The sequence below is a fragment of the Streptomyces sp. NPDC002809 genome (assembly GCF_040295435.1).
GTDB lineage: Bacteria > Actinomycetota > Actinomycetes > Streptomycetales > Streptomycetaceae > Streptomyces.
Genome location: NZ_JBEOVJ010000028.1, coordinates 24,407 through 41,182, shown reverse-complemented (window position 1 = coordinate 41,182; position 16,776 = coordinate 24,407). Strand labels below are relative to the sequence as shown.

Annotated in this window: 30 protein-coding genes; 12 read left to right on the top strand and 18 right to left on the bottom strand. The window is 69.6% G+C overall.

The window, feature by feature from the left end:
• The first annotated feature begins 46 nt into the window (after nt 1–46).
• The 11 genes from ABT025_RS18705 (at nt 47) to ABT025_RS18655 (ending at nt 7,746) form a co-directional block, all read left to right on the top strand.
• Nucleotides 47–583: a VUT family protein gene (locus tag ABT025_RS18705; protein WP_350995308.1), complete on the top strand. Its 537-nt coding sequence runs from the start codon at nt 47–49 to the stop codon at nt 581–583.
• Entirely contained in the window at nt 552–1,184 is a 633-nt protein-coding gene (locus ABT025_RS18700) for a hypothetical protein (protein ID WP_350995306.1), read from the top strand. The genes ABT025_RS18705 and ABT025_RS18700 overlap by 32 nt, the downstream gene beginning before the upstream one ends.
• Before the next feature lie 53 nt (nt 1,185–1,237).
• Nucleotides 1,238–2,107 (top strand): hypothetical protein, encoded by an 870-nt coding sequence (locus ABT025_RS18695; protein ID WP_350995304.1) that lies wholly within the window; start codon nt 1,238–1,240, stop codon nt 2,105–2,107.
• Nucleotides 2,104–2,451: a hypothetical protein gene (locus tag ABT025_RS18690; RefSeq protein WP_350995300.1), complete on the top strand. Its 348-nt coding sequence runs from the start codon at nt 2,104–2,106 to the stop codon at nt 2,449–2,451. The genes ABT025_RS18695 and ABT025_RS18690 overlap by 4 nt, the downstream gene beginning before the upstream one ends.
• Nucleotides 2,448–3,035, top strand: a complete 588-nt coding sequence (locus ABT025_RS18685; RefSeq protein ID WP_350995298.1) for a hypothetical protein — start codon at nt 2,448–2,450, stop codon at nt 3,033–3,035. The genes ABT025_RS18690 and ABT025_RS18685 overlap by 4 nt, the downstream gene beginning before the upstream one ends.
• Nucleotides 3,032–3,532, top strand: a complete 501-nt coding sequence (locus ABT025_RS18680) for a hypothetical protein (RefSeq protein WP_350995296.1) — start codon at nt 3,032–3,034, stop codon at nt 3,530–3,532. Before ABT025_RS18685 ends, ABT025_RS18680 begins: the two co-directional genes overlap by 4 nt.
• A 367-nt stretch (nt 3,533–3,899) precedes the next feature.
• Nucleotides 3,900–4,745 carry an MmyB family transcriptional regulator gene (locus ABT025_RS18675; RefSeq protein ID WP_350995294.1) on the top strand — a complete coding sequence of 282 codons (846 nt, stop codon included), beginning with the start codon at nt 3,900–3,902 and terminating at the stop codon, nt 4,743–4,745.
• 12 nt (nt 4,746–4,757) lie between these two features.
• Nucleotides 4,758–5,105 (top strand): DUF6221 family protein, encoded by a 348-nt coding sequence (locus ABT025_RS18670; protein WP_350995292.1) that lies wholly within the window; start codon nt 4,758–4,760, stop codon nt 5,103–5,105.
• A gap of 100 nt (nt 5,106–5,205) precedes the next feature.
• Nucleotides 5,206–6,246, top strand: a complete 1,041-nt coding sequence (locus ABT025_RS18665) for a type III polyketide synthase (protein WP_350995290.1) — start codon at nt 5,206–5,208, stop codon at nt 6,244–6,246.
• A 77-nt stretch (nt 6,247–6,323) separates the two neighbouring features.
• Nucleotides 6,324–6,818 carry a hypothetical protein gene (locus tag ABT025_RS18660; protein ID WP_350995289.1) on the top strand — a complete coding sequence of 165 codons (495 nt, stop codon included), beginning with the start codon at nt 6,324–6,326 and terminating at the stop codon, nt 6,816–6,818.
• A 181-nt stretch (nt 6,819–6,999) separates the two neighbouring features.
• Nucleotides 7,000–7,746 carry an HNH endonuclease family protein gene (locus ABT025_RS18655; protein WP_350995287.1) on the top strand — a complete coding sequence of 249 codons (747 nt, stop codon included), beginning with the start codon at nt 7,000–7,002 and terminating at the stop codon, nt 7,744–7,746.
• An 865-nt stretch (nt 7,747–8,611) separates the two neighbouring features.
• Here ABT025_RS18655 and ABT025_RS18650 read toward each other — a convergent pair.
• From ABT025_RS18650 to ABT025_RS18635, 4 genes are all read right to left on the bottom strand, one after another.
• Nucleotides 8,612–9,127, bottom strand: a complete 516-nt coding sequence (locus tag ABT025_RS18650; RefSeq protein WP_350995285.1) for a hypothetical protein — start codon at nt 9,125–9,127, stop codon at nt 8,612–8,614.
• Between the two features lie 35 nt (nt 9,128–9,162).
• Nucleotides 9,163–9,663, bottom strand: a complete 501-nt coding sequence (locus ABT025_RS18645; RefSeq protein ID WP_350995283.1) for a helix-turn-helix domain-containing protein — start codon at nt 9,661–9,663, stop codon at nt 9,163–9,165.
• 114 nt (nt 9,664–9,777) lie between these two features.
• Nucleotides 9,778–10,095 (bottom strand): DUF6233 domain-containing protein, encoded by a 318-nt coding sequence (locus ABT025_RS18640; protein ID WP_350995281.1) that lies wholly within the window; start codon nt 10,093–10,095, stop codon nt 9,778–9,780.
• A gap of 23 nt (nt 10,096–10,118) precedes the next feature.
• Entirely contained in the window at nt 10,119–10,469 is a 351-nt protein-coding gene (locus tag ABT025_RS18635; protein ID WP_350995279.1) for a DUF8825 domain-containing protein, read from the bottom strand.
• 160 nt (nt 10,470–10,629) lie between these two features.
• Here ABT025_RS18635 and ABT025_RS18630 point away from each other — a divergent pair, with 160 nt between their 5' ends.
• Nucleotides 10,630–10,902 carry a hypothetical protein gene (locus ABT025_RS18630; RefSeq protein WP_350995277.1) on the top strand — a complete coding sequence of 91 codons (273 nt, stop codon included), beginning with the start codon at nt 10,630–10,632 and terminating at the stop codon, nt 10,900–10,902.
• Between the two features lie 80 nt (nt 10,903–10,982).
• Here the strand turns inward: ABT025_RS18630 and ABT025_RS18625 are convergent, their stop codons facing one another.
• The 14 genes from ABT025_RS18625 to ABT025_RS18560 form a co-directional block, all read right to left on the bottom strand.
• The gene (locus ABT025_RS18625) at nt 10,983–11,639 is read right to left on the bottom strand and encodes a nuclease-related domain-containing protein (RefSeq protein ID WP_350995275.1); all 657 of its coding nucleotides are present in this window, start codon (nt 11,637–11,639) and stop codon (nt 10,983–10,985) included.
• On the bottom strand, nt 11,636–12,091 hold the full coding sequence (locus ABT025_RS18620) for a hypothetical protein (RefSeq protein WP_350995273.1): 456 nt from the start codon (nt 12,089–12,091) through the stop codon (nt 11,636–11,638). The genes ABT025_RS18625 and ABT025_RS18620 overlap by 4 nt, the downstream gene beginning before the upstream one ends.
• Nucleotides 12,088–12,573 carry a hypothetical protein gene (locus ABT025_RS18615; protein ID WP_350995271.1) on the bottom strand — a complete coding sequence of 162 codons (486 nt, stop codon included), beginning with the start codon at nt 12,571–12,573 and terminating at the stop codon, nt 12,088–12,090. The genes ABT025_RS18620 and ABT025_RS18615 overlap by 4 nt, the downstream gene beginning before the upstream one ends.
• Nucleotides 12,570–12,848, bottom strand: coding sequence for a hypothetical protein (locus ABT025_RS18610; protein ID WP_350995269.1), 279 nt, complete (start codon nt 12,846–12,848; stop codon nt 12,570–12,572). Before ABT025_RS18610 ends, ABT025_RS18615 begins: the two co-directional genes overlap by 4 nt.
• A gap of 220 nt (nt 12,849–13,068) precedes the next feature.
• Nucleotides 13,069–13,272: a hypothetical protein gene (locus ABT025_RS18605; protein ID WP_350995267.1), complete on the bottom strand. Its 204-nt coding sequence runs from the start codon at nt 13,270–13,272 to the stop codon at nt 13,069–13,071.
• Between the two features lie 65 nt (nt 13,273–13,337).
• Nucleotides 13,338–13,730, bottom strand: a complete 393-nt coding sequence (locus ABT025_RS18600; protein ID WP_350995265.1) for a LuxR C-terminal-related transcriptional regulator — start codon at nt 13,728–13,730, stop codon at nt 13,338–13,340.
• On the bottom strand, nt 13,727–13,960 hold the full coding sequence (locus ABT025_RS18595) for a hypothetical protein (RefSeq protein ID WP_350995263.1): 234 nt from the start codon (nt 13,958–13,960) through the stop codon (nt 13,727–13,729). The genes ABT025_RS18600 and ABT025_RS18595 overlap by 4 nt, the downstream gene beginning before the upstream one ends.
• A gap of 15 nt (nt 13,961–13,975) precedes the next feature.
• Nucleotides 13,976–14,497: a hypothetical protein gene (locus tag ABT025_RS18590; protein WP_350995261.1), complete on the bottom strand. Its 522-nt coding sequence runs from the start codon at nt 14,495–14,497 to the stop codon at nt 13,976–13,978.
• Nucleotides 14,498–14,499: 2 nt separating this feature from the next.
• Nucleotides 14,500–14,802 (bottom strand): hypothetical protein, encoded by a 303-nt coding sequence (locus ABT025_RS18585; protein ID WP_350995259.1) that lies wholly within the window; start codon nt 14,800–14,802, stop codon nt 14,500–14,502.
• Between the two features lie 2 nt (nt 14,803–14,804).
• Nucleotides 14,805–15,293 (bottom strand): hypothetical protein, encoded by a 489-nt coding sequence (locus tag ABT025_RS18580; protein ID WP_350995257.1) that lies wholly within the window; start codon nt 15,291–15,293, stop codon nt 14,805–14,807.
• Nucleotides 15,290–15,655 (bottom strand): hypothetical protein, encoded by a 366-nt coding sequence (locus tag ABT025_RS18575; RefSeq protein ID WP_350995255.1) that lies wholly within the window; start codon nt 15,653–15,655, stop codon nt 15,290–15,292. The genes ABT025_RS18580 and ABT025_RS18575 overlap by 4 nt, the downstream gene beginning before the upstream one ends.
• Nucleotides 15,652–16,242, bottom strand: coding sequence for a hypothetical protein (locus ABT025_RS18570; protein WP_350995253.1), 591 nt, complete (start codon nt 16,240–16,242; stop codon nt 15,652–15,654). The genes ABT025_RS18575 and ABT025_RS18570 overlap by 4 nt, the downstream gene beginning before the upstream one ends.
• A complete protein-coding gene (locus ABT025_RS18565; protein ID WP_350995251.1) occupies nt 16,239–16,397 on the bottom strand; it encodes a hypothetical protein in 159 nt (52 codons plus the stop codon). The genes ABT025_RS18570 and ABT025_RS18565 overlap by 4 nt, the downstream gene beginning before the upstream one ends.
• A complete protein-coding gene (locus ABT025_RS18560; protein ID WP_350995249.1) occupies nt 16,381–16,659 on the bottom strand; it encodes a helix-turn-helix domain-containing protein in 279 nt (92 codons plus the stop codon). The genes ABT025_RS18565 and ABT025_RS18560 overlap by 17 nt, the downstream gene beginning before the upstream one ends.
• Nucleotides 16,660–16,776: the final 117 nt, after the last annotated feature.

Sequence of the window (16,776 nt, the reverse complement as noted above, 5' to 3'; positions counted from 1 at the left end):
GCCGGCCGGGGCGCCCCGACACCGTACCCATTCCCTGGAGCCCTTCATGACCGCTCGCATCACTGGACCAGCCGCACTCACCGGATACGTCGGGGCAATCACCGCAGCGAACTGGCTGACCGCCCGATACGGCATGGTTCCCGTCGGTGCCGGCCTGCTCACCACCGCCGGCACGTTCGCCGCCGGGGCCGCGCTCCTCCTCCGCGACACCGTGCAAGACCTGTTGGGCCGCGGCTGGGTCCTCGCCGGGATCACTACGGGCGCCGCCCTCACGTGGGCTACCAGCCCCGCCCTGGCCGTCGCCTCCGCCACCGCGTTCCTCGCCGCCGAGCTCGCCGACATGGGCGTGTACACCCCGCTCCGCCACCGTGGCTGGGCCCGCGCCGTCCTCGCCTCGAACGCGGTCGGGGCGGTCGTCGACACCCTGCTGTTCCTGCTGCTGGCTGGGTTCCCCATCACCGCGGCCACCGTCGGCGGGCAACTCGTCGGGAAACTCGCCTGGGCCACGCTCCTCCCCGTCGCTGCGGTCGTCACCGTCAGGAGGTGGCGCCGTGCTGTACCTGGCCACGCCCTCGGGGCCTGACGTGCGCGCCGCCATGACGGCCGGACTCCTCGGCTGCATGACCACCCCCGCCCAAGGCAACCGCATCCCCGACGGCGCCCTGTACGCCGCGGACAACGGGAAGTTCGGCAAGGGCTGGCCCGGAGCCGAGCGGTGGTTCGACTGGCTGGAGAACACCGTCGCCCGGTACGGCGCGGACCGGTGCCTGTGGGCCGTTGCCCCCGACGTCCCGTTCGACGCAGCCGGAACCCTGACCGAGTCCCTGCCCTGGCTTCCCCGCATCCGGCAGCTGGGAATCCCCGCCGCGTTTGCCGCACAAGACGGATGCGAACACGGCCTTGTCCCCTGGGATGAGCTCGACGTCCTGTTCATTGCCGGATCCACCGAATGGAAGATCGGCCCCGCAGCCGAGGCCCTGGCCCGGGAAGCCAAGACCCGCGGCAAGCAAGTCCACATGGGCCGGGTCAACTCCGCCCGCCGCCTCGGCATAGCCGAGTGGTTCGGCTGCGACACCGCCGACGGCACCTACCTGGCGTTCGGTCCCGACACCAACCTGCCGCCACTCCTCGCCTGGCTCGACGAGTTGCACCACACCCCGTCGTTCTTCGGCGACGCCGCCTAACCACCCACGCCCGCAGATCCGGTTCCGGCCGGCCCGCACCCAGGAGACCCCGCATGCTCGACACCACACCCACCACCGACCACCGCACACTGCTTCGGCAGGCGGAGACGTACCTGACTGTCACTCATGACCACGCGGGACGTCACGACACCGTCGGTATGGACCTCACCTGCGGCGGCTGCCAGCTGCGGACGCGACTCACTACCGCGCTGACGGCCCGGCAGGTCCTCGGCACCACCGACCAGCAGCCCGAGACCACGCCCGTCGACACCGACCTGCGTAACCGCATCGCCGAGGTGCTGGCCACGGCGGACGGCATCATCTGGGGACCGGGCCGCAACAGCCTGCACAGCGGCCTCATTGAGGACTACCACCAGCGTGCCGACGCCGTCCTGGCCGTCCTGCCCGCGTCCGTCGACCGGTCCGCCGTGCTGCGGGAGGCCGCCGACGACCCGGACGGCCTGCTCGCCAAGGTCAATGAGGCCACGTCCACGCTCCGCCGCATCCGCTCGACGATCAGGACCCTGAAGGACCAGGGCGCTACCGGCTACGCCTACTACCAGGCGATCACCGACGACTTGGCCGGGCCCCGCCCAGACCGCGACGAGGCTGACGGCCTCCGCCGCATGGCCGACGAGGCGCAGCAGCCCGAGGTGGTGGACCCGTTCAGCTACGAGGAGCGCGAGCGTACCGGCCGCAACGGAGGGCTGGACCTACCCAAGACCGAGGCGGGTGCCGACACCCTCCCCGCGTGGCTGCACCAGCGGTTCGCGGTGACCGGGCCCACGGTCTGGGGCAACCTCGACGACGACCAGCGCTCGTACTGGGAGCACCAGGCCAAGGCGGTCCGCAGGGCGGTGACGCGCAACGGGTTCAAGCCCGCCGCCGACCGGCCGGACACCGAGACCGAGGCGGCGAAGTGACGCAGCAGCCGAGCACCGTCGTGCCCCTCTGGGAGACCGAGCACCCGTACTACGCAGCCGAGGGCAACTTCTACAAGGGCGGGCTGCACAACCTGTTCTCGTCATGGGCCGAGTTCACCGAGACGACGTTCTACAGCGGCGACCGGGACATGAATCTGCTCTACCGCTGGGATTGGGAGAAGGACGCGCCGGAGACGCTGAAGCTGTTCTTCATCCTCCAGCGGAAGGCCATTGCCTGCTCGGCCGAGATGCCGATCACCGAGGCTGACGAAGACGCGGTCCGCTCCTGGCTCATCTCGTGCGCGGCCACGCTCCGCGACACGTGGGCCCCACTGCTCCCGTGACCCTGGCCCATGCCGCCCCCGCGGTGGCTCTCCTGGCCGCACTGACCGCCTGCACGGTCCTGCTGCTCCGGGAGGGCCACCGAGGACGCCGCAAGCCCGGACACGGGCAACAGCGGCCACACAGCCAGCACATCGGCACCGCACAGCACGACCGAGACGCCATCAAGGAGCACGACATGACCCGCCGCCGAACCATCACCCGCACCTGCGCCACCACCGGGTGCCGGGAAACCAGCTTCGTCGAGTACATCGCCCGCCGCGATATCGCCGACCTCCCCGCCAAGTGGCAGTGCTACCGCCACTCCAAGCCGGACGAGGTCCTGTCCGTCGACAACGCCCAGACGACCGCAGTCCTCGCACTGCACCCCAGCTACGTCACCGGCTACACGCGCGACGACCCGCCCAAGCTGATCGGCCACTTCTGGGGGCCGGAAGGCGCCGAGAAGGGCAACCACGGCATCGTCCAGGGCCCCGGCTTCCGCGCCATCGCCGCCGACTACCCGCCCGGGACGCGGCTGATCATCACGGCCCGCCTCGAACTCCCCGCCACCACAGCCGACGCCACCGAGGAGCCGACGCGATGACCGACGACGAGATGATCCACCACCTCCTCACCCGATCCTTCGACGGCGTCATCCTCCACGGCGAGCAAGACCACCTCCGAGCCCTCATCCGGCAGATGCAGGCCGAGCGGGACACGCTGCGCGCTGTCTGCGAGAGCAACAAGCGCGCCTACAAGGGAGCCATCCAGGCCGCCTGGACCGCCGAGGCCGCCATCGAACGCGTGCGTGCCTGGATCGCCGGAGAGCCCGTCACCGCCCGCAGCGAGTTCGGCAACGGCTACCGCGAAGCCCTCAGCGACATCACCACCGCCCTCGACGAGCAGCAGACCACCACCACGGAGGCCGCACCGTTCGGCGACCGCCACGGACCCACACCGGACGAAGTACGCGCCGGGCTGTTCACCACCATCGGGCCCCCGGTCTCCTGCCCCCACTGCGGCCCGGACGCGGCACCCATCCCGTCCACGCACTGGACCAAGCACCTCATCCGGCACCACCCCGAACGGCCCACCGCCTGACCCACCGCCCGGCCGGACTCACCACGGAATCTGACACGCAGTGAACTTCACCCCAAAGAAAGTCGGGGAAAGAGTAGGGAGAGCGTAGAAATCGGGGTCGTGCTGCGAAGCTTTCCGGTACCACACACCGGAATACGAACCCAGTTCTACGCTCTCCCCGTACCTGGCCGCCGGGCTGTGTGGGATCCCGATCGGCGGCGCATCCAGCAAGGTGACGGACCATCAAATGTGCTGGTCGTAGCCCCGCTTCGCACATCATGCCGGACCAGCACCCGTTTTTCTTCGGCCAATTTTTATTACAAAACAACTGATGACTATTTAGACTTCGTCACCGTCAACACGAACATCAGCACGGGGGAATCAGCACATGCACAAAGAGTCGCTGCGCCAGTTCCTCAGCGAACGCCGCGCCCGAATTAATCCAGAAACAGTCGGACTGTCCCGCCCCGCGAAGCAAGGCCGGCGAGCCGACGGCCTGTCACAACAGCAAGTCGACCAACTGCTCGGCCGCGGCATCCACACCTGCCACCGCCTCGAAGCCGGGAAGTACCCCAACCCACCCACCGACCTCCTCCGTGACCTCGGGAAACTCCTCCGCCTCACCGAGGACGAGTGGGTGATGCTCCACCGGTACGCCCGCGAGCAGGAACCCCCAGGCCCCCTCAACCCCGACACCGGATACCAGGTCCTCGGCACGTGGGCGGACGCCGTCGAGGGCATGGACCACATGGCGTACGTGTGCGACGCCGCGTGGAACGTCCTGACCCACAACCCACAGTTCACAGGCATGTTCCCCTCCCGGCAGGTCCCCGCCAACGTCCTGCGATGGATGTGCCTGGCCGACGAAGCCCGCACCGTTCTCACCGACTGGGAAACGGCATGGGCGCCACGCATCCTCCCCCAGCTCCGGGCCGCGCTGGCCGCACGCCGCGACCCCACCCTCAAGCAGCTCGAAACCGATGTCCTCGCCGACCCCATCGTCGGCCCCCTCTACCAGGCGCCCGGTGTCGTGAACCACCCCGACGGCGACGAACGGCCCCTGCGCCACCCCATCCACGGTCCTGGCTGGGTCACCATGTGTTCAGCCTCCCCGGACAGCAGCCCCGGCGCCCGCCTCATGATCCTGCTGTTCTGGGCCGGGGAATGCCACGCCACGGCACGGCCCCCACTCCGCGCACCCGGACACGCCGCCCCCGACACCAACCGCAACTGAGTGGAGACCCTGATGACCGACGACCTGGTGCAGTTCCTCCGCGACCGCCTCGACGAAGACGAGCGGATCGCTCGTGCGGCAGGCTCCGGCTGGTACGACTACGACCCCGAGCAGCAGATCGCGTTCGTCCCGCCCGAGGACAGCCGCCACATCGCCCGCCATGACCCGGCCCGCGTCCTCCGCGAAGTCGAGGCGGGAAAGCGGATGCTTCACGCCTACGACGTGGCCACCCACGGCGAGCGCACCGCGCCCCACGAAGACCAGCGGGACGTCTCGGGAGCCAAGGTAGATTCCTGGCGGTTCGCGCTGCGCCTGCTCGCCCTGTCGTACGCCGACTACCGCGACGACTGGCGGCCGTAGTTCCCACCCGCCACACCAGCACCACCAGAATCAGCCAGGGGCAATGATTCAGCCACCCGGCCGTAGGTTGGGCGGACTGCCCCGAGCCCGTGGAGGACCCGTGCCCGCCTATGTCACCGCCCCGCAGGTCACCCTTCCCGCCCACAAGGTCACGACCGCTGAAATCCTCGACGACATCCGGTCCCGCCACCACGACCACCCGAGGCTCGGTGTCATCCTCCGGGCGATAGGCAACTGTGGGGTGTCCACCCGGCACTTCACCCGCCCCCTGCAGTCCCCCACCGTCGCCGGAACCGCCGGGGTGGCCGCCCGCACACAGGTTGCGTTCGATGACGCCGTCACCATGGCCACCAACGCCGCGACCCGCGCCATCACCGCGGCCGGCCTCCACCCCTCCGACATCGACGCGGTCATCACCTCCCACGCCACCGGGTACAGCGTCCCCAACCTCGACGTGCACCTCATCAACGCCCTCGGCCTACCCCCCACCACGCGGCGCCTCCCCATGACGACCCTCGCGTGCGCCGGCGGGGTCCACACCCTCATCCGCGCACACGACTACGTCACCGCCCGCCCCACCGACCGCGTCCTCGTCGTCGCCACCGAAGCCCTGTCCACGTCGTACAATCACGCCGACACCAGCATCCCCAGCATGATCTACAAGGCGCTGTTCGCCGACTCCGCGGCCGCAACCATCGTCACCGCCACCCCGCTGCAGCCCGGGCTCCGCATCGACGACACCCTCGAATACTGGCTCCCCGACAGCCTCGACCGGTACGCCGGCCGCCTCGACGCGACCGGCATGCACTTCGACAGCACACGCCAAGCCCCCGCTTCCGCCGGCCAGACCATGCCCGCCCTCCGCGAATGGCTCGGCCAGGACATCGTCGACTGGGCCGTCATCCACCCCGGCGGGCCCAGCATCATCCGCGACGTCGCCCAAGCGCTCGGGCTCGACGACGTGGACGCCCACCACTCCTACGCCTCCCTGTCGGAGAACGGAAACCTGGGTGGGGCCAGCGTCCTCGACATCCTCGCCCGCACCCACACAACCCCACCCCACGGTGGGGCCCTCGGCGTCGCCGCCGCGTTCGGGCCCGGGTTCACCCTGTCCGCGCTCCGCGGCGAATGGCAGGACTGACCCCACCCACCGCGCCACCAGCCCCCGCGTCGGCCCGCACCCGACCGGGGGCAACGAACCGCCATGCCGGGCGCAGCATGGAAGACATGACCCCTTCCTGCCCCGAAAGCGAAGCCCCCGCCATCCCCGGCGCCCTTGAATCTGCACGGCAGGCCAAGCCGACACGGCGCCGCGCCAGCACCGAGTCGAACCTCGTCGCGCACGCCCGCCGCGAACTCCGCATCCTCGGCGAAGACCGCGACACCATCCGCGGCCTCTGCAAAGTCGTCCAGGCGTTCGCCGACATGGGCCACAGCGGCGGCAGCGCCCCGCACGCCATCGCCTACCTTGAACGCCTCCTCCGGTACCAGCCCCTCACCGACCTCACCGACAACCCTGCGGAATGGCTGGACCGGCACGCCGAAGGGATGACGCCACTCCCCCTGTGGCAATCCATCCGCAACTCCGAAGCGTTCTCCACCGACGGCGGGAAGACGTACTACCTGCTGTCCGAGCAGACCGCGGCCGGCGACATCGCCACCACGCCCCTGCACCGGTCGACTTCTCTACCGCAAGCGGCGGAAGAGTCCTGACCACCGCGGCGTTGTCAGTGCCTCGTGCCACGCTGTACGCGCCCGGTGGTGTCCTCACCTCGAAGCCGATGCCATCACCGGGCGGCAAGGCGTACCACCTGCACACATGACCCCCTGTCACCGGGGCGCCTGGCCTGCGATTATGAGGGCCCGTCAGCCTCTGATCAGCCGGAGTTCCGCTGTGACAGCGCACCGTCTCACCGCCGCCGCCCCGATTGCCACCGCTCTTCTCATCGCGTCTCTCGTCGGGTGTAACCCCGGAGCAGCGCAATCGGAGGCCGACTCGAAGCCTTCGGCCGCCGCTTCCTCGCCGGCGCCTGGGAAGGCGTCGGCCGCCCCCGGCGCCCCGGCTGGAGGGAGTGACCTGTCTCTGGCCGACGCCATCGCGAAGATCCCCAACGGCACCGAGAACCGCACCGGGTACGAGCGCGACAGCTTCCACCTGTGGGTTGATGCCGACAAGGACGGCTGCGACACCCGCAAGGAAGTCTTGCTCGCCGAGGCCGTCAAAGCACCCGAGCAAGGAGCCCGGTGTGCCCTGACCGCTGGCGAGTGGCTGTCGTACTACGACGAGGTCACCGTGGACGCCGCCACGAAGCTCGACATCGACCACGTCGTGCCGCTCGCCGAAGCCTGGGATTCCGGGGCATCCCAGTGGGACGCGGACCGGCGCGAGCGGTACGCCAACGACCTCGACGCCGACCGGTCGCTGGTCGCTGTCACCGCACGGACGAATCGACAGAAGGCCGACCGGGATCCGGCCGAGTGGCTCCCGCCGGCCGCCTCCGCCCAGTGCACCTACGGCGCCGACTGGGTCGGAACAAAGCTGCGGTGGAAGCTGGCCGCGGACGGCAAGGAGCGGGCCGCTCTGGACAAGCTGGCAGCAGACTGCCCCGACACCGTCGTGAAGTACGAAGTCGCACAGTAGCGACGGCCTCCACCGCCCAGCTCAGATGCGGGAGCCGCACTCTGGCGTGAGGATCGGAGTACGGGCGGTGGCCCGGGTTGCCCCTGGCCCTGCGTTGCAGAGGTCAGGAACGGCCGTGGAGCCTGTTCCTGTAAGCCGCCAGAGCGGCACTCAGACGAGGACTGTCCGAAGCCCGACTTATGAGGGTAGGCCTCGACATCCCCGCAAGCCGACTTGCCGCCGCGATGCTCGCGCCCTGCTCCAACTGGGCGGCGGCCGCATCGAGCTGATCGATAGTGACGGCTCGGGGCCGCCCATCGACGCGGCGTCGCTTGATTACGCGGGCGTTCGCCGAATCAACCCACGCGAGAACGGCAACAACCACAGCATCGAACTCCGGGTCGCGCTGCCGCCAATTGTTGGGTGCGTTGGGGTTGATCCCGATAGCTAAGGCCGCCGCCTTCTGGTCTCCGCCCAAGCGTGTGAGTGCCGCCAGCCAGTCCCCCTGCCGGGCGATGACCTGGACGGCCTCAGGCATCCCGTCGAGTGCCGCACGCAGCTCTCCGTCCGCCCTGGCCGCCTGCGACAGCGATCGTGGGCTCACCCCGGCCGCCTCGGCAGCCTTCTCTGGCGTTCCGTCGGGGCGCCGAAGCACGCTCAGGGCCCGGGTCCGCTGTTCGTCGCTCAGGCCACGGCGGGCGGCATCGGCCTGATTGTGCGCGGAACGGCACTGGGGGCAGCGCCCGCCGGCCCGCCACCCTGACGGGGTACCGCAACTTGCACGAGGGGATTTGCATGCAGTCGGTATCACGCGTTCTTCTCCAGTGGCAACGATCAGGAACGAGTAGGTGCCAGCCGCACAAAGCGGCCGACACCGGGGGCTGCGTCAGGGCCGGACCCTGCGGCGCGGGGCGGCGGCCTGGGCGGCCTTCACGTCGGCGGCCTTGTACCGGGCCTGCGGGCGGCCGCTGTCGGGGTGGTCGACCATGTCGTGCCGCTCCACACCCCACCGCGACAGCGTCTTGCGGGCGGTCCCCTTCGCCGAGTCGCCCTTGAAGCCCAGCTCTTCCGCGACCCTGTCGATCGTCCACACCTCGTTCGCCTCAACGATCGGCATCAGGTCGACGGCGGCGACGATCGCCTTGATGTCGAGCCGGCCGTCCTCGTCCAGGTCGTACCCGTCGAAGTCGGCGTCGGCGTCGTAGTACGGGCCGTGGAACTCGTCACCGGCCAGAAACACCCCGTCGGGAAGGGCGGCGTTGATCGCGGTGACATAGTCGTCCTTGATGGCATCCAGGTCGAAATCGTCGGCGTATTCGCCGACCGCGGCCTGGATGGTGTGGCCGATGGTCAGTTCGCCTGTCTTGTTCAGCCAGCTGCCGTAGGTGGTGGTGACGGCCATGGTGGGGCTCCTTCAGGTACCGGGTGAGGTGAGGGTCAGGCGGCGAGCTGCGTGCGGAGCTTGGCGGCGAGGCCCAGGACGTCATCGACGGTGATGCCAGCAGCGCCGCCGCGGTAGGTGGTGCGCAGCTCCCCGTTCTCCCAGATGGCGATGGTGGCGCCAGCGAAGACGGTCAGGGCGTGGAGGCGGTCGCCCTCGTCGGTGATGGCGTCGAACCGGTCAGCGAAGAGGGCGGTGAGGTTGGATACCGAGATGATGTTGATGCCGCGCCCGTTCATGCGGCGCTTCACGACCGGGGTGATGGCGCGGGGGGTGTCGTTGCCGACGGGGGTGTAGGAGTAGGTGGCGCCGAGGTTGATCACGGGTGCTGTCTTCCTGGTGCGCATGGCGCCGATGTTGATGCGGTGGGTGAGGGAGTTGGTGTCGATGACCCACCGGCCGGCGACCTTGGTGGCGGCGATGATGCCGCGGCGGGCCCAGTCGCGGATGGTGGCGACGGTGACCTTGGCGGTGTTGGCGGCGGTGGTGGTGTTCATCGGGTTTCCCTCCCCTTTGGCGATGACTCCACTATGACTCACGTGAGTCATAGTGGCAAGGGGTATCACCCAAAAGAGTGAGCGGCACCAGAAAAGCCCAGCCCGCCCCACCCGCTACCCGCCCGCCAGCCCAGTCTCCGGCCGACAGACCTCACACGCCTCAATATCCGGCTCAGCCAACGCGATCATCGCTTCCTCGCGGTTGATCAGCCCATGCTCACCGGCAGACAGAGTGCAGCCCCCGCGGTGCAGCATCGCCGGACGCCCCGCCCGCTGAGGCTGGATTTTCCACGACATCTCAGCTCGAGCCCGCTCCCGCCGGCGCCGCTCCTGCTCCTCCGCGATCTCAAGCTCACGGATCCGGTTCTCCGTCTGCCGCAGCTGCCAGCGCAGCCACTCGGCAAGGATCCGGTTCTTCTCCAGGTCGGACACCTGCGACGGGTCAGCGGGCACGGCTACGCCCCGGCCTCGGCCGGCTGCTCGTGGGCGTGCTGCAGAGCCATCCGGGCCTTGACGACGTCGTCACCGACCGTGGCCCAGAACGGGTGAGTCATCACCGTGGTGGACAGCTCCAGCAGCCGGGCCCGGAACCGGGCCACCTCAGCGGCCTGCTCGTCCGTGTACCCGGGGCTGTCGGGCTTCGAGGAGATGTAGTTGCTGTGGAGCTGCTTGTTCGCCTCCCACCCGGGCATCGGTACGGCCGACCACGGCAGCGTCTTGGCGTACTCCTCGGATGCGGCACGGGTCTCAGCGAGGGAGGCCTGGGCGTCGAGGAGGTCTTGCGGGAAGGGGTACGTTTTCGGCACGCACCAATGCTACGTCTGTTCGAATATCGGATGCGAACGGCACGCCGACACGTCACCCACCCGGCGAAACACCTACCCACCCCCACCACCCCCTGCCATGCTGAAACCGGCCTCGCCGCCACCCCCGTCGGCGAGGCCACCACCCCTGGGGAGGCCTGCCATGCAATGCGGAAACTGCGGCGCCGGAGCAACCCAAGGCCCCGACGGCTCCTGGACCTGCAACAACCAATGCGGCTGGTCGTCCGGTGTCACCCCCGCCACCCCGGAAATCACCACGACCCGCTGCCGCGGCTGCGACGCCGAAGTCCACGGCCTCGACGGCCGCTACGCCTGCGGCCTGTGCGGATGGTCCAACCCCTGGAGCGAAGGCCACCGCCCCCTCCCCGGCTACGAGGACGAGGAATCCGGACCGACCCCGAACGTCCTGCGCTGAACACACGAAAGTGGCCCGCCGTCCCCCCAGGGACAACGGGCCACTCGTTCAGGCGGCACCTTCTACCTGCACCGTACGACTCAGGGCTGCTCCGTGTACGGCGAAAGCACCGAATCCATCCTCGCCGCGACCGCAGCCGCGCGCGCGGGGTTCGTCATCTTCGGGGCGGCGGCCAGGGTGGGGAGCAGCCGGTCCGGGCCCAGCACGTACACCGGACCCTCCCAGCCCTGCACCCGCGCGTCGAGGAACCCGCCGGCCACCGGGGAGCCGTGGACCACCATCACAGGCAGCACCGTCACCCCCGGCATGCCCAGCGCCGCCTCAATGAGCCGCGCGTACTTCACCGCCTTCTCGACCTGGTCGTGCCGGTCCTCGCCCCCGCAGAACACCCGCCCCGACCGCACCGTGGTGGTGCGGCCGCGGTGCCAGTTCTTCGTCTCCACCGCCACGACTGCGGTCCCGCACGGCGACCCGAGGACATGGTCGACGTTGAATCGCCGGCCCCGTAATCGGACGTCGTGCCGTATCGCCCACCCGCGGGCTTCGAGCGCGGTCAGCAGCCCTGCGGTGACGTCCTCCCCCGCGGCCCCGTGCGCCCACCGGGCTGCCGCAGCGTCAGCACACCGCACCCGCGCGCCACCCAAGCCCAGGGCGGCCAGGAGACGCCGCCACAGCCCCTTCCGGGCGTTGGCTCGTATCGCTGCGGCCTTCGCAGCCGCCGAGTTCTGCGCGCTCACCGGTCGACCTCCCCAGCCGGCCCGAGGTGACCGTTCAGAGCAGCCAGGAGAACATCCCCAGCAACCCCGGCCAGGATCACCGCGTCGCTCTTCACCGCGGCAGCCTCGTGCCACTTCATCGCCAACACCTTGGCCTGCTCCACCTGCCGTTCAGCGCGTTCAGCCCTCTCACGCAGCATGTCCGGGTCGTCGTCCTCGGGCCGGTACCCGGGCGCGAGCATCCGCTCGTACCGCGGCCGGTACGCCACACACTCCGGGCACGTCACCGTCGCCTTCGGGAGCGGCCCCTGCTGCGTCGAGCAACCGCAGATCGCCATCCCCGTCGCCCACGCGTCGAACTCAGGCAGCCACCGGTACACGGACAGGTGGATCTCGTCCGGCTGGTCCGGCAGGTTCAGCCGGGCCACGGGCACCAGATACCGGCGGTCCCGGTCCTCCACGGTCTCGGTCATGCCATCTTCCCCTCGTTGAGTTCCATGACCGCCTGTACAGCGGCCCTGTACCGGCGGGCCTTCGCGACAGCGGCGTCGTCCCAGCCGTGGAGCCGCTGCATCTCTGCCATCGTCCCGTGGACACACGTCTCGTCGTGGGTATCCCGCTCGCAGTCCCAGCCGAGCAGCACTGCCCACAGCCACGCGTCGACCCGGTACTCGCCCCAGTCGCGAGAGCTGGTGGACAGAAGCCGGGCCAGGCCCTCAAACATCGGGGCCAACTCCCGAAGCGTCTCCCCGGCCTGGGTGGGAACGGCACCCGCTTCCGGACTGACGCCATCGAGGAGGTAGTCGATGCCCTCCACGGTCGCCCACACGTCGGCGTGCTCCGGGTACAGCTGGAACGCTGCCGCACGCTCCCGCAGCACCGTCTCGGTCATGCCGGTCGAGGCGATGAGCTGCGCCCGCTGGGACCGCAACTCCTCCGGGGTCTTCTCCGTCATGCTGTGGTCTCCTTCGCGGCGAGGTGCTTGTCGATGGCGTCCCGGAGTTCCCGCAACGCATCCGCGCTGATGCCGATGTCCACACACCAGGTCTGCGTGTCCACGTAGTCCACCTCAGGGAAGTGGATGAGGGCGCTGTCCTCACCGTCGGGGTTCGGGGTGATGTGAACCCCTTGCGGGCCACAGTCCGGGGCTGGGCACTCGTGCCGTTGTCCTCGGTGCGTTTCCAGGCCGCCGTACACGCCAGGGCCCTGATGCGTCTCCTGCTCGGTCATGCCGCTGCCCCTTCGGTCGGGTTCCAGGTGTCGGGTCCGGGGATGGTGGTCACGCGCCGGCCGTGGTGCCGGGTCGGCCAGTAGTGGCGGGGCTGGTCGTGGGTGGCGGGCCACCGCTGGGAGCCCCGGCAGCGATCGGTGCGGGGGCCGTGGGCCCAGAGTCGGCCGTCCTGGGTGACGGCTACGCGCTGCGGGCAGTACCGGCAATCCGCGCGGCGCGTCACGACACAGTTCCGCGGTGCCGGTTGCGTCGGGCCAGGGCGGCCTCCAGCGGCGTCAGGATGGGCAACAGGACGATAGGGGCGGCTATGCGCACCCACAGGGGCGGCAGGTGGCCGGTGGCCAGGTACCAGATGCCACCGAACACGGCGCCGGCGGCGAGCCACATGACGATCAGGGCGGTGCTGAACTTCTCACGGAACATGAGCCCTCCAAAGGCAGCGATGTGACGGTGGGTAGTTACCGGCCCAGGGGTGGTTGAGACTTCCGTTACGCTGCGTGGACTTTCGCGGCCTCCCGGGCGACCTTCCGGCCCCTCCGGTACGCCCGCTCGCCCTCCCAGCACCGCTCGCACGGCTCCTCACCCCGATACACGTGCGCGGCGAACCCGGCATGGTCCCCGTGCCGGCGCGGCCGCCCGTCCAACAGCCCGGCCTGGCAGGCCAGCAGCACAGCGTGCGGGGCATTCGCTGCGCCAAGCTTCCGCATCGCCCGGTTCACCGTCGGCGTGATGCCCTTCGGCGTGGTGAACAGCTGCCGGGCGATCTCTTCCTGCGTGTGGCCGTGGGCGACAAGCTCGAGGACGCGGAGTTCGTGGGCGGTGAGAGAGACCGCGGGCCCGCCACCAACCGGCGACGGGCCCACCCGCACGGGGGCGGTCATGGGCGCGCCTTGGTTGCCTCGATGACTTCCAACTGCTGCTCCGCCGGAAGGTGATGGAGGAACTGGGCGTCGCCGTATGCCTGCTTCTTGGCCGCGAGGGCGTCTTCTTCGGTGGCAGCTGTGAACGCGATCCAGGTGGCGGTGCACCAGGGATTCCTGGGGTCGAACCGGTGGAGGGTGCCGTGGGAGAAGCACCAGGCGAACATGGTTGGCTGCTGCGGCATCGGCATGCTCGGGTCTCCTTCTCAGGCCGGCAGGTAGTGGATGCGGACGGCGTGGTCGGCGTCCGGGGCAGCGAAGTCCATGAGCCACGGGCATTCGGCGTCCTCGGGCTGCCACTCGAAGACCACCGAGCGGGTCACCAGGTCTGCCGGGTCCGCGTAGTCCGGGGCGATCTGCATGTCTTCGGCGAACTCGGCCAGGGCCTCACGCGCCTTGATGTTGTCCGTAGTGAGCAGGACGATGTCGCCCTCTTCGAACTGAACGACGGGGATGCTGGCGTACTTGCCGTCGAAGTCCGCGGCGGTCGGGGTGAAGCGGCCCATCGGCAGGTCCGGGACGGGTACGACCTCGTCGAGGTACCGGATTCCGTCGTACTCCGGCCGGCACGCCAGGTTGGAACGGGCGCCGTCGAGCCGGACCCGGAGACTTGCCGGGTCCTCCGTGATCGCGGTGATGATGCCGGGGAGGTAGGTGTCCTGGTCCCGGTAGTACGCGAACTCGACACGGCGGCCGACAACCGCCTGCGCTTCCAGAGTGTTGGGCATGGTCAGTTCTCCTTTGTGGCGGGCAGGGCGTTGATGGTGATGTCGCCGTATGCGTCGACTTCGTTGGTCCAGTAGTCCTTGTCGACGTGCCAGTGGAGGGTCACGGGGACGGCCTCCATGGAGTACGCGTCGTCCGTCCAGTCGCCGGCAGGGCGCCCGCATGCGGTGTGTCGCAGGCCTACCGATCCGGCGTCGATCTCCATCAAGTACTGGTCGTCCGGGTTGGGGCACTGGCAGGTGGCGTACGCGTCGTCCGGGACGTCGTTGTCGACGTGGGTCGGGTCGACGGGCTCGAAGACGAGCATCGTCAGTTCTCCTTCGTGGTGAGGGTGCGGCGGATGCGGGTGAGGCGGCTGAGGGGGAGCCGCCCGGACGGTGGGGTGCCAGTGGCGGGGCGCTGGACGGGCCGGGGAACCGGCTGTGCAGCCCGGGGCGGGGCCGGAACCGGTGCAGGGGTGTTCGGGTGCCACACCTCCACCCACACCCCGCCCAACCGCCACGAGAACGCCGTCCGATCCGGGACGGACAGGTCGAGGAACGCTGGTTGATCCCCCGCGGTCGGGTCGACACGATGCCCGAGGCGTTCCTGCTGCCGGACACCGAACTCCCGCAGAGCAGTGGCCGGGTCAGGACCCGTGATGCGGGCCGACACCAGCAGCGCTCCGTTGTCGAGACGGACCGTCTCCCAGCACGTCAGCTCCTCGATGCGGCAGGCCCGGTTGGGGTGGGTGTCACGCCAGTCCTTCAACGCCTGGAACTTCGCTGCGCCGGCGTCGGGGTGCAGGGCAGTGGTCATCGGGTGTCCTTCCGAGCGTTGAAGCGGGCCATCATGCGGTCGAAGCTCTGCTGTTCGAGGCGGTCCTGGATCCGGCCCCACCGAGGGCACTCGGGATCACCGCAGTCGGCGCAGTACTCGGTGGTGTCCGGGGTGTCGCAGGCGTAGTTCCACTCGGTGTACTCAGCCGTGGTGGCGTGGTACTCGGTCGGGAGCGCACTGTTGTGGGCGAAGCGCCGGGCACGCATGCGGGTCTTGATCTGGTCCTGGGTGGGCGGCGTCCACTTGTGCCAGCCGACCCCGGTCTTCCACTGCCGCGCGTGGCCGCGCAGGTCGAGCCCGCAGTGACGGCAGGCATTCGGCGACGGAGTGCGGGCGGTCATGCCGTGCTCCACTCGTCGCCCTCAGCATCCCGAAACACGAGCACTGGAGGCCCGTGCATCGACGCGCCGCCGTCCGCCCGGCCCCGGGCCCGTTCCTCGCTGGCGTACTGCTGGGTACTGGTGAAGCCGTGGTTCGTGGTCTGCGTCGCCCACTGGCGTTCGCCGCGCCACAGGTACCAGCGGAGATCGGCCGGAAGGTGCCGGAACCAGGTCTTCTCGGGTGCGTGGGACGGGTACTGGCCGACCATCGTGACGGCCGCAGCCGTACCGAGGTTCGTCCCGCAGGAGCAGGACACCGCCACGTTCGACTTGTATCCGTACCCGTTGGTGATCGGATGGTGGGCGTTGAACGCCTCCGGGTGCTCGGGGCACAGGTGGACGGAGAACCCGCCGTAGCAGCGCTCGCTGTACGACAAAGCTCGCGATCGGCGACGTGGCGGGGCGAGGAAGTCCTTCGTGACAGGGATGTGGGCGGTGGACTTGAGGACCGTCCATCCGTCAGGCGGGGCGATGTTGCTGGAGCCGATGTCGTTCGCATCGCAGTGCGGGGCGTCGCATCGGAATCGGGTCAGGGTCTCCGTGCTCACGAACTGTCCTTCTGCTGGTGGATGGTGCGCCAGGCGGCGCGGCGGCCGGCTGCGGTGAACCGGGCCTGGGCGTAGAGGCGGATGCGGCGTTCGGCGAGCAGGGCGCGGATGTCGGCGCGCTGCTCCAGGGACGGGGTTTCACGCCGCTTCTCCACGGAGTGCGGCGAGGAGCTGCGCCCGGTTCGCGGCCTGCCGTGCCGGCGCCAACGGCATGAGCCCCGACGGCGGCTGGTAGTCACGAACCTGGCCCGTGGGCACAGCCTCGGCGTAGAGGCGGCCGAGGAGGTCCGCGGGCGGGAAGCGCAGCGCCTGCCGGGCCTTGGCCACGGTGGTGCGGTCGCAGCTGAGGCGGTGAGCGATGGCGTCGTTGGTGTGGCCTTCACGAATGAGGGCGGCAATGTCGGCACGGATCTTCATCACGGATCTCCACGAGGTCTCAGGTCCGGGAGGGGGCCGCGCCCCGGTGGGGGTGGTGAGGCGCGGCCCCGGTGGTCTCCCAGGGGGTGGGGAGACCGTGAGGGGTGGTCAGTGGTG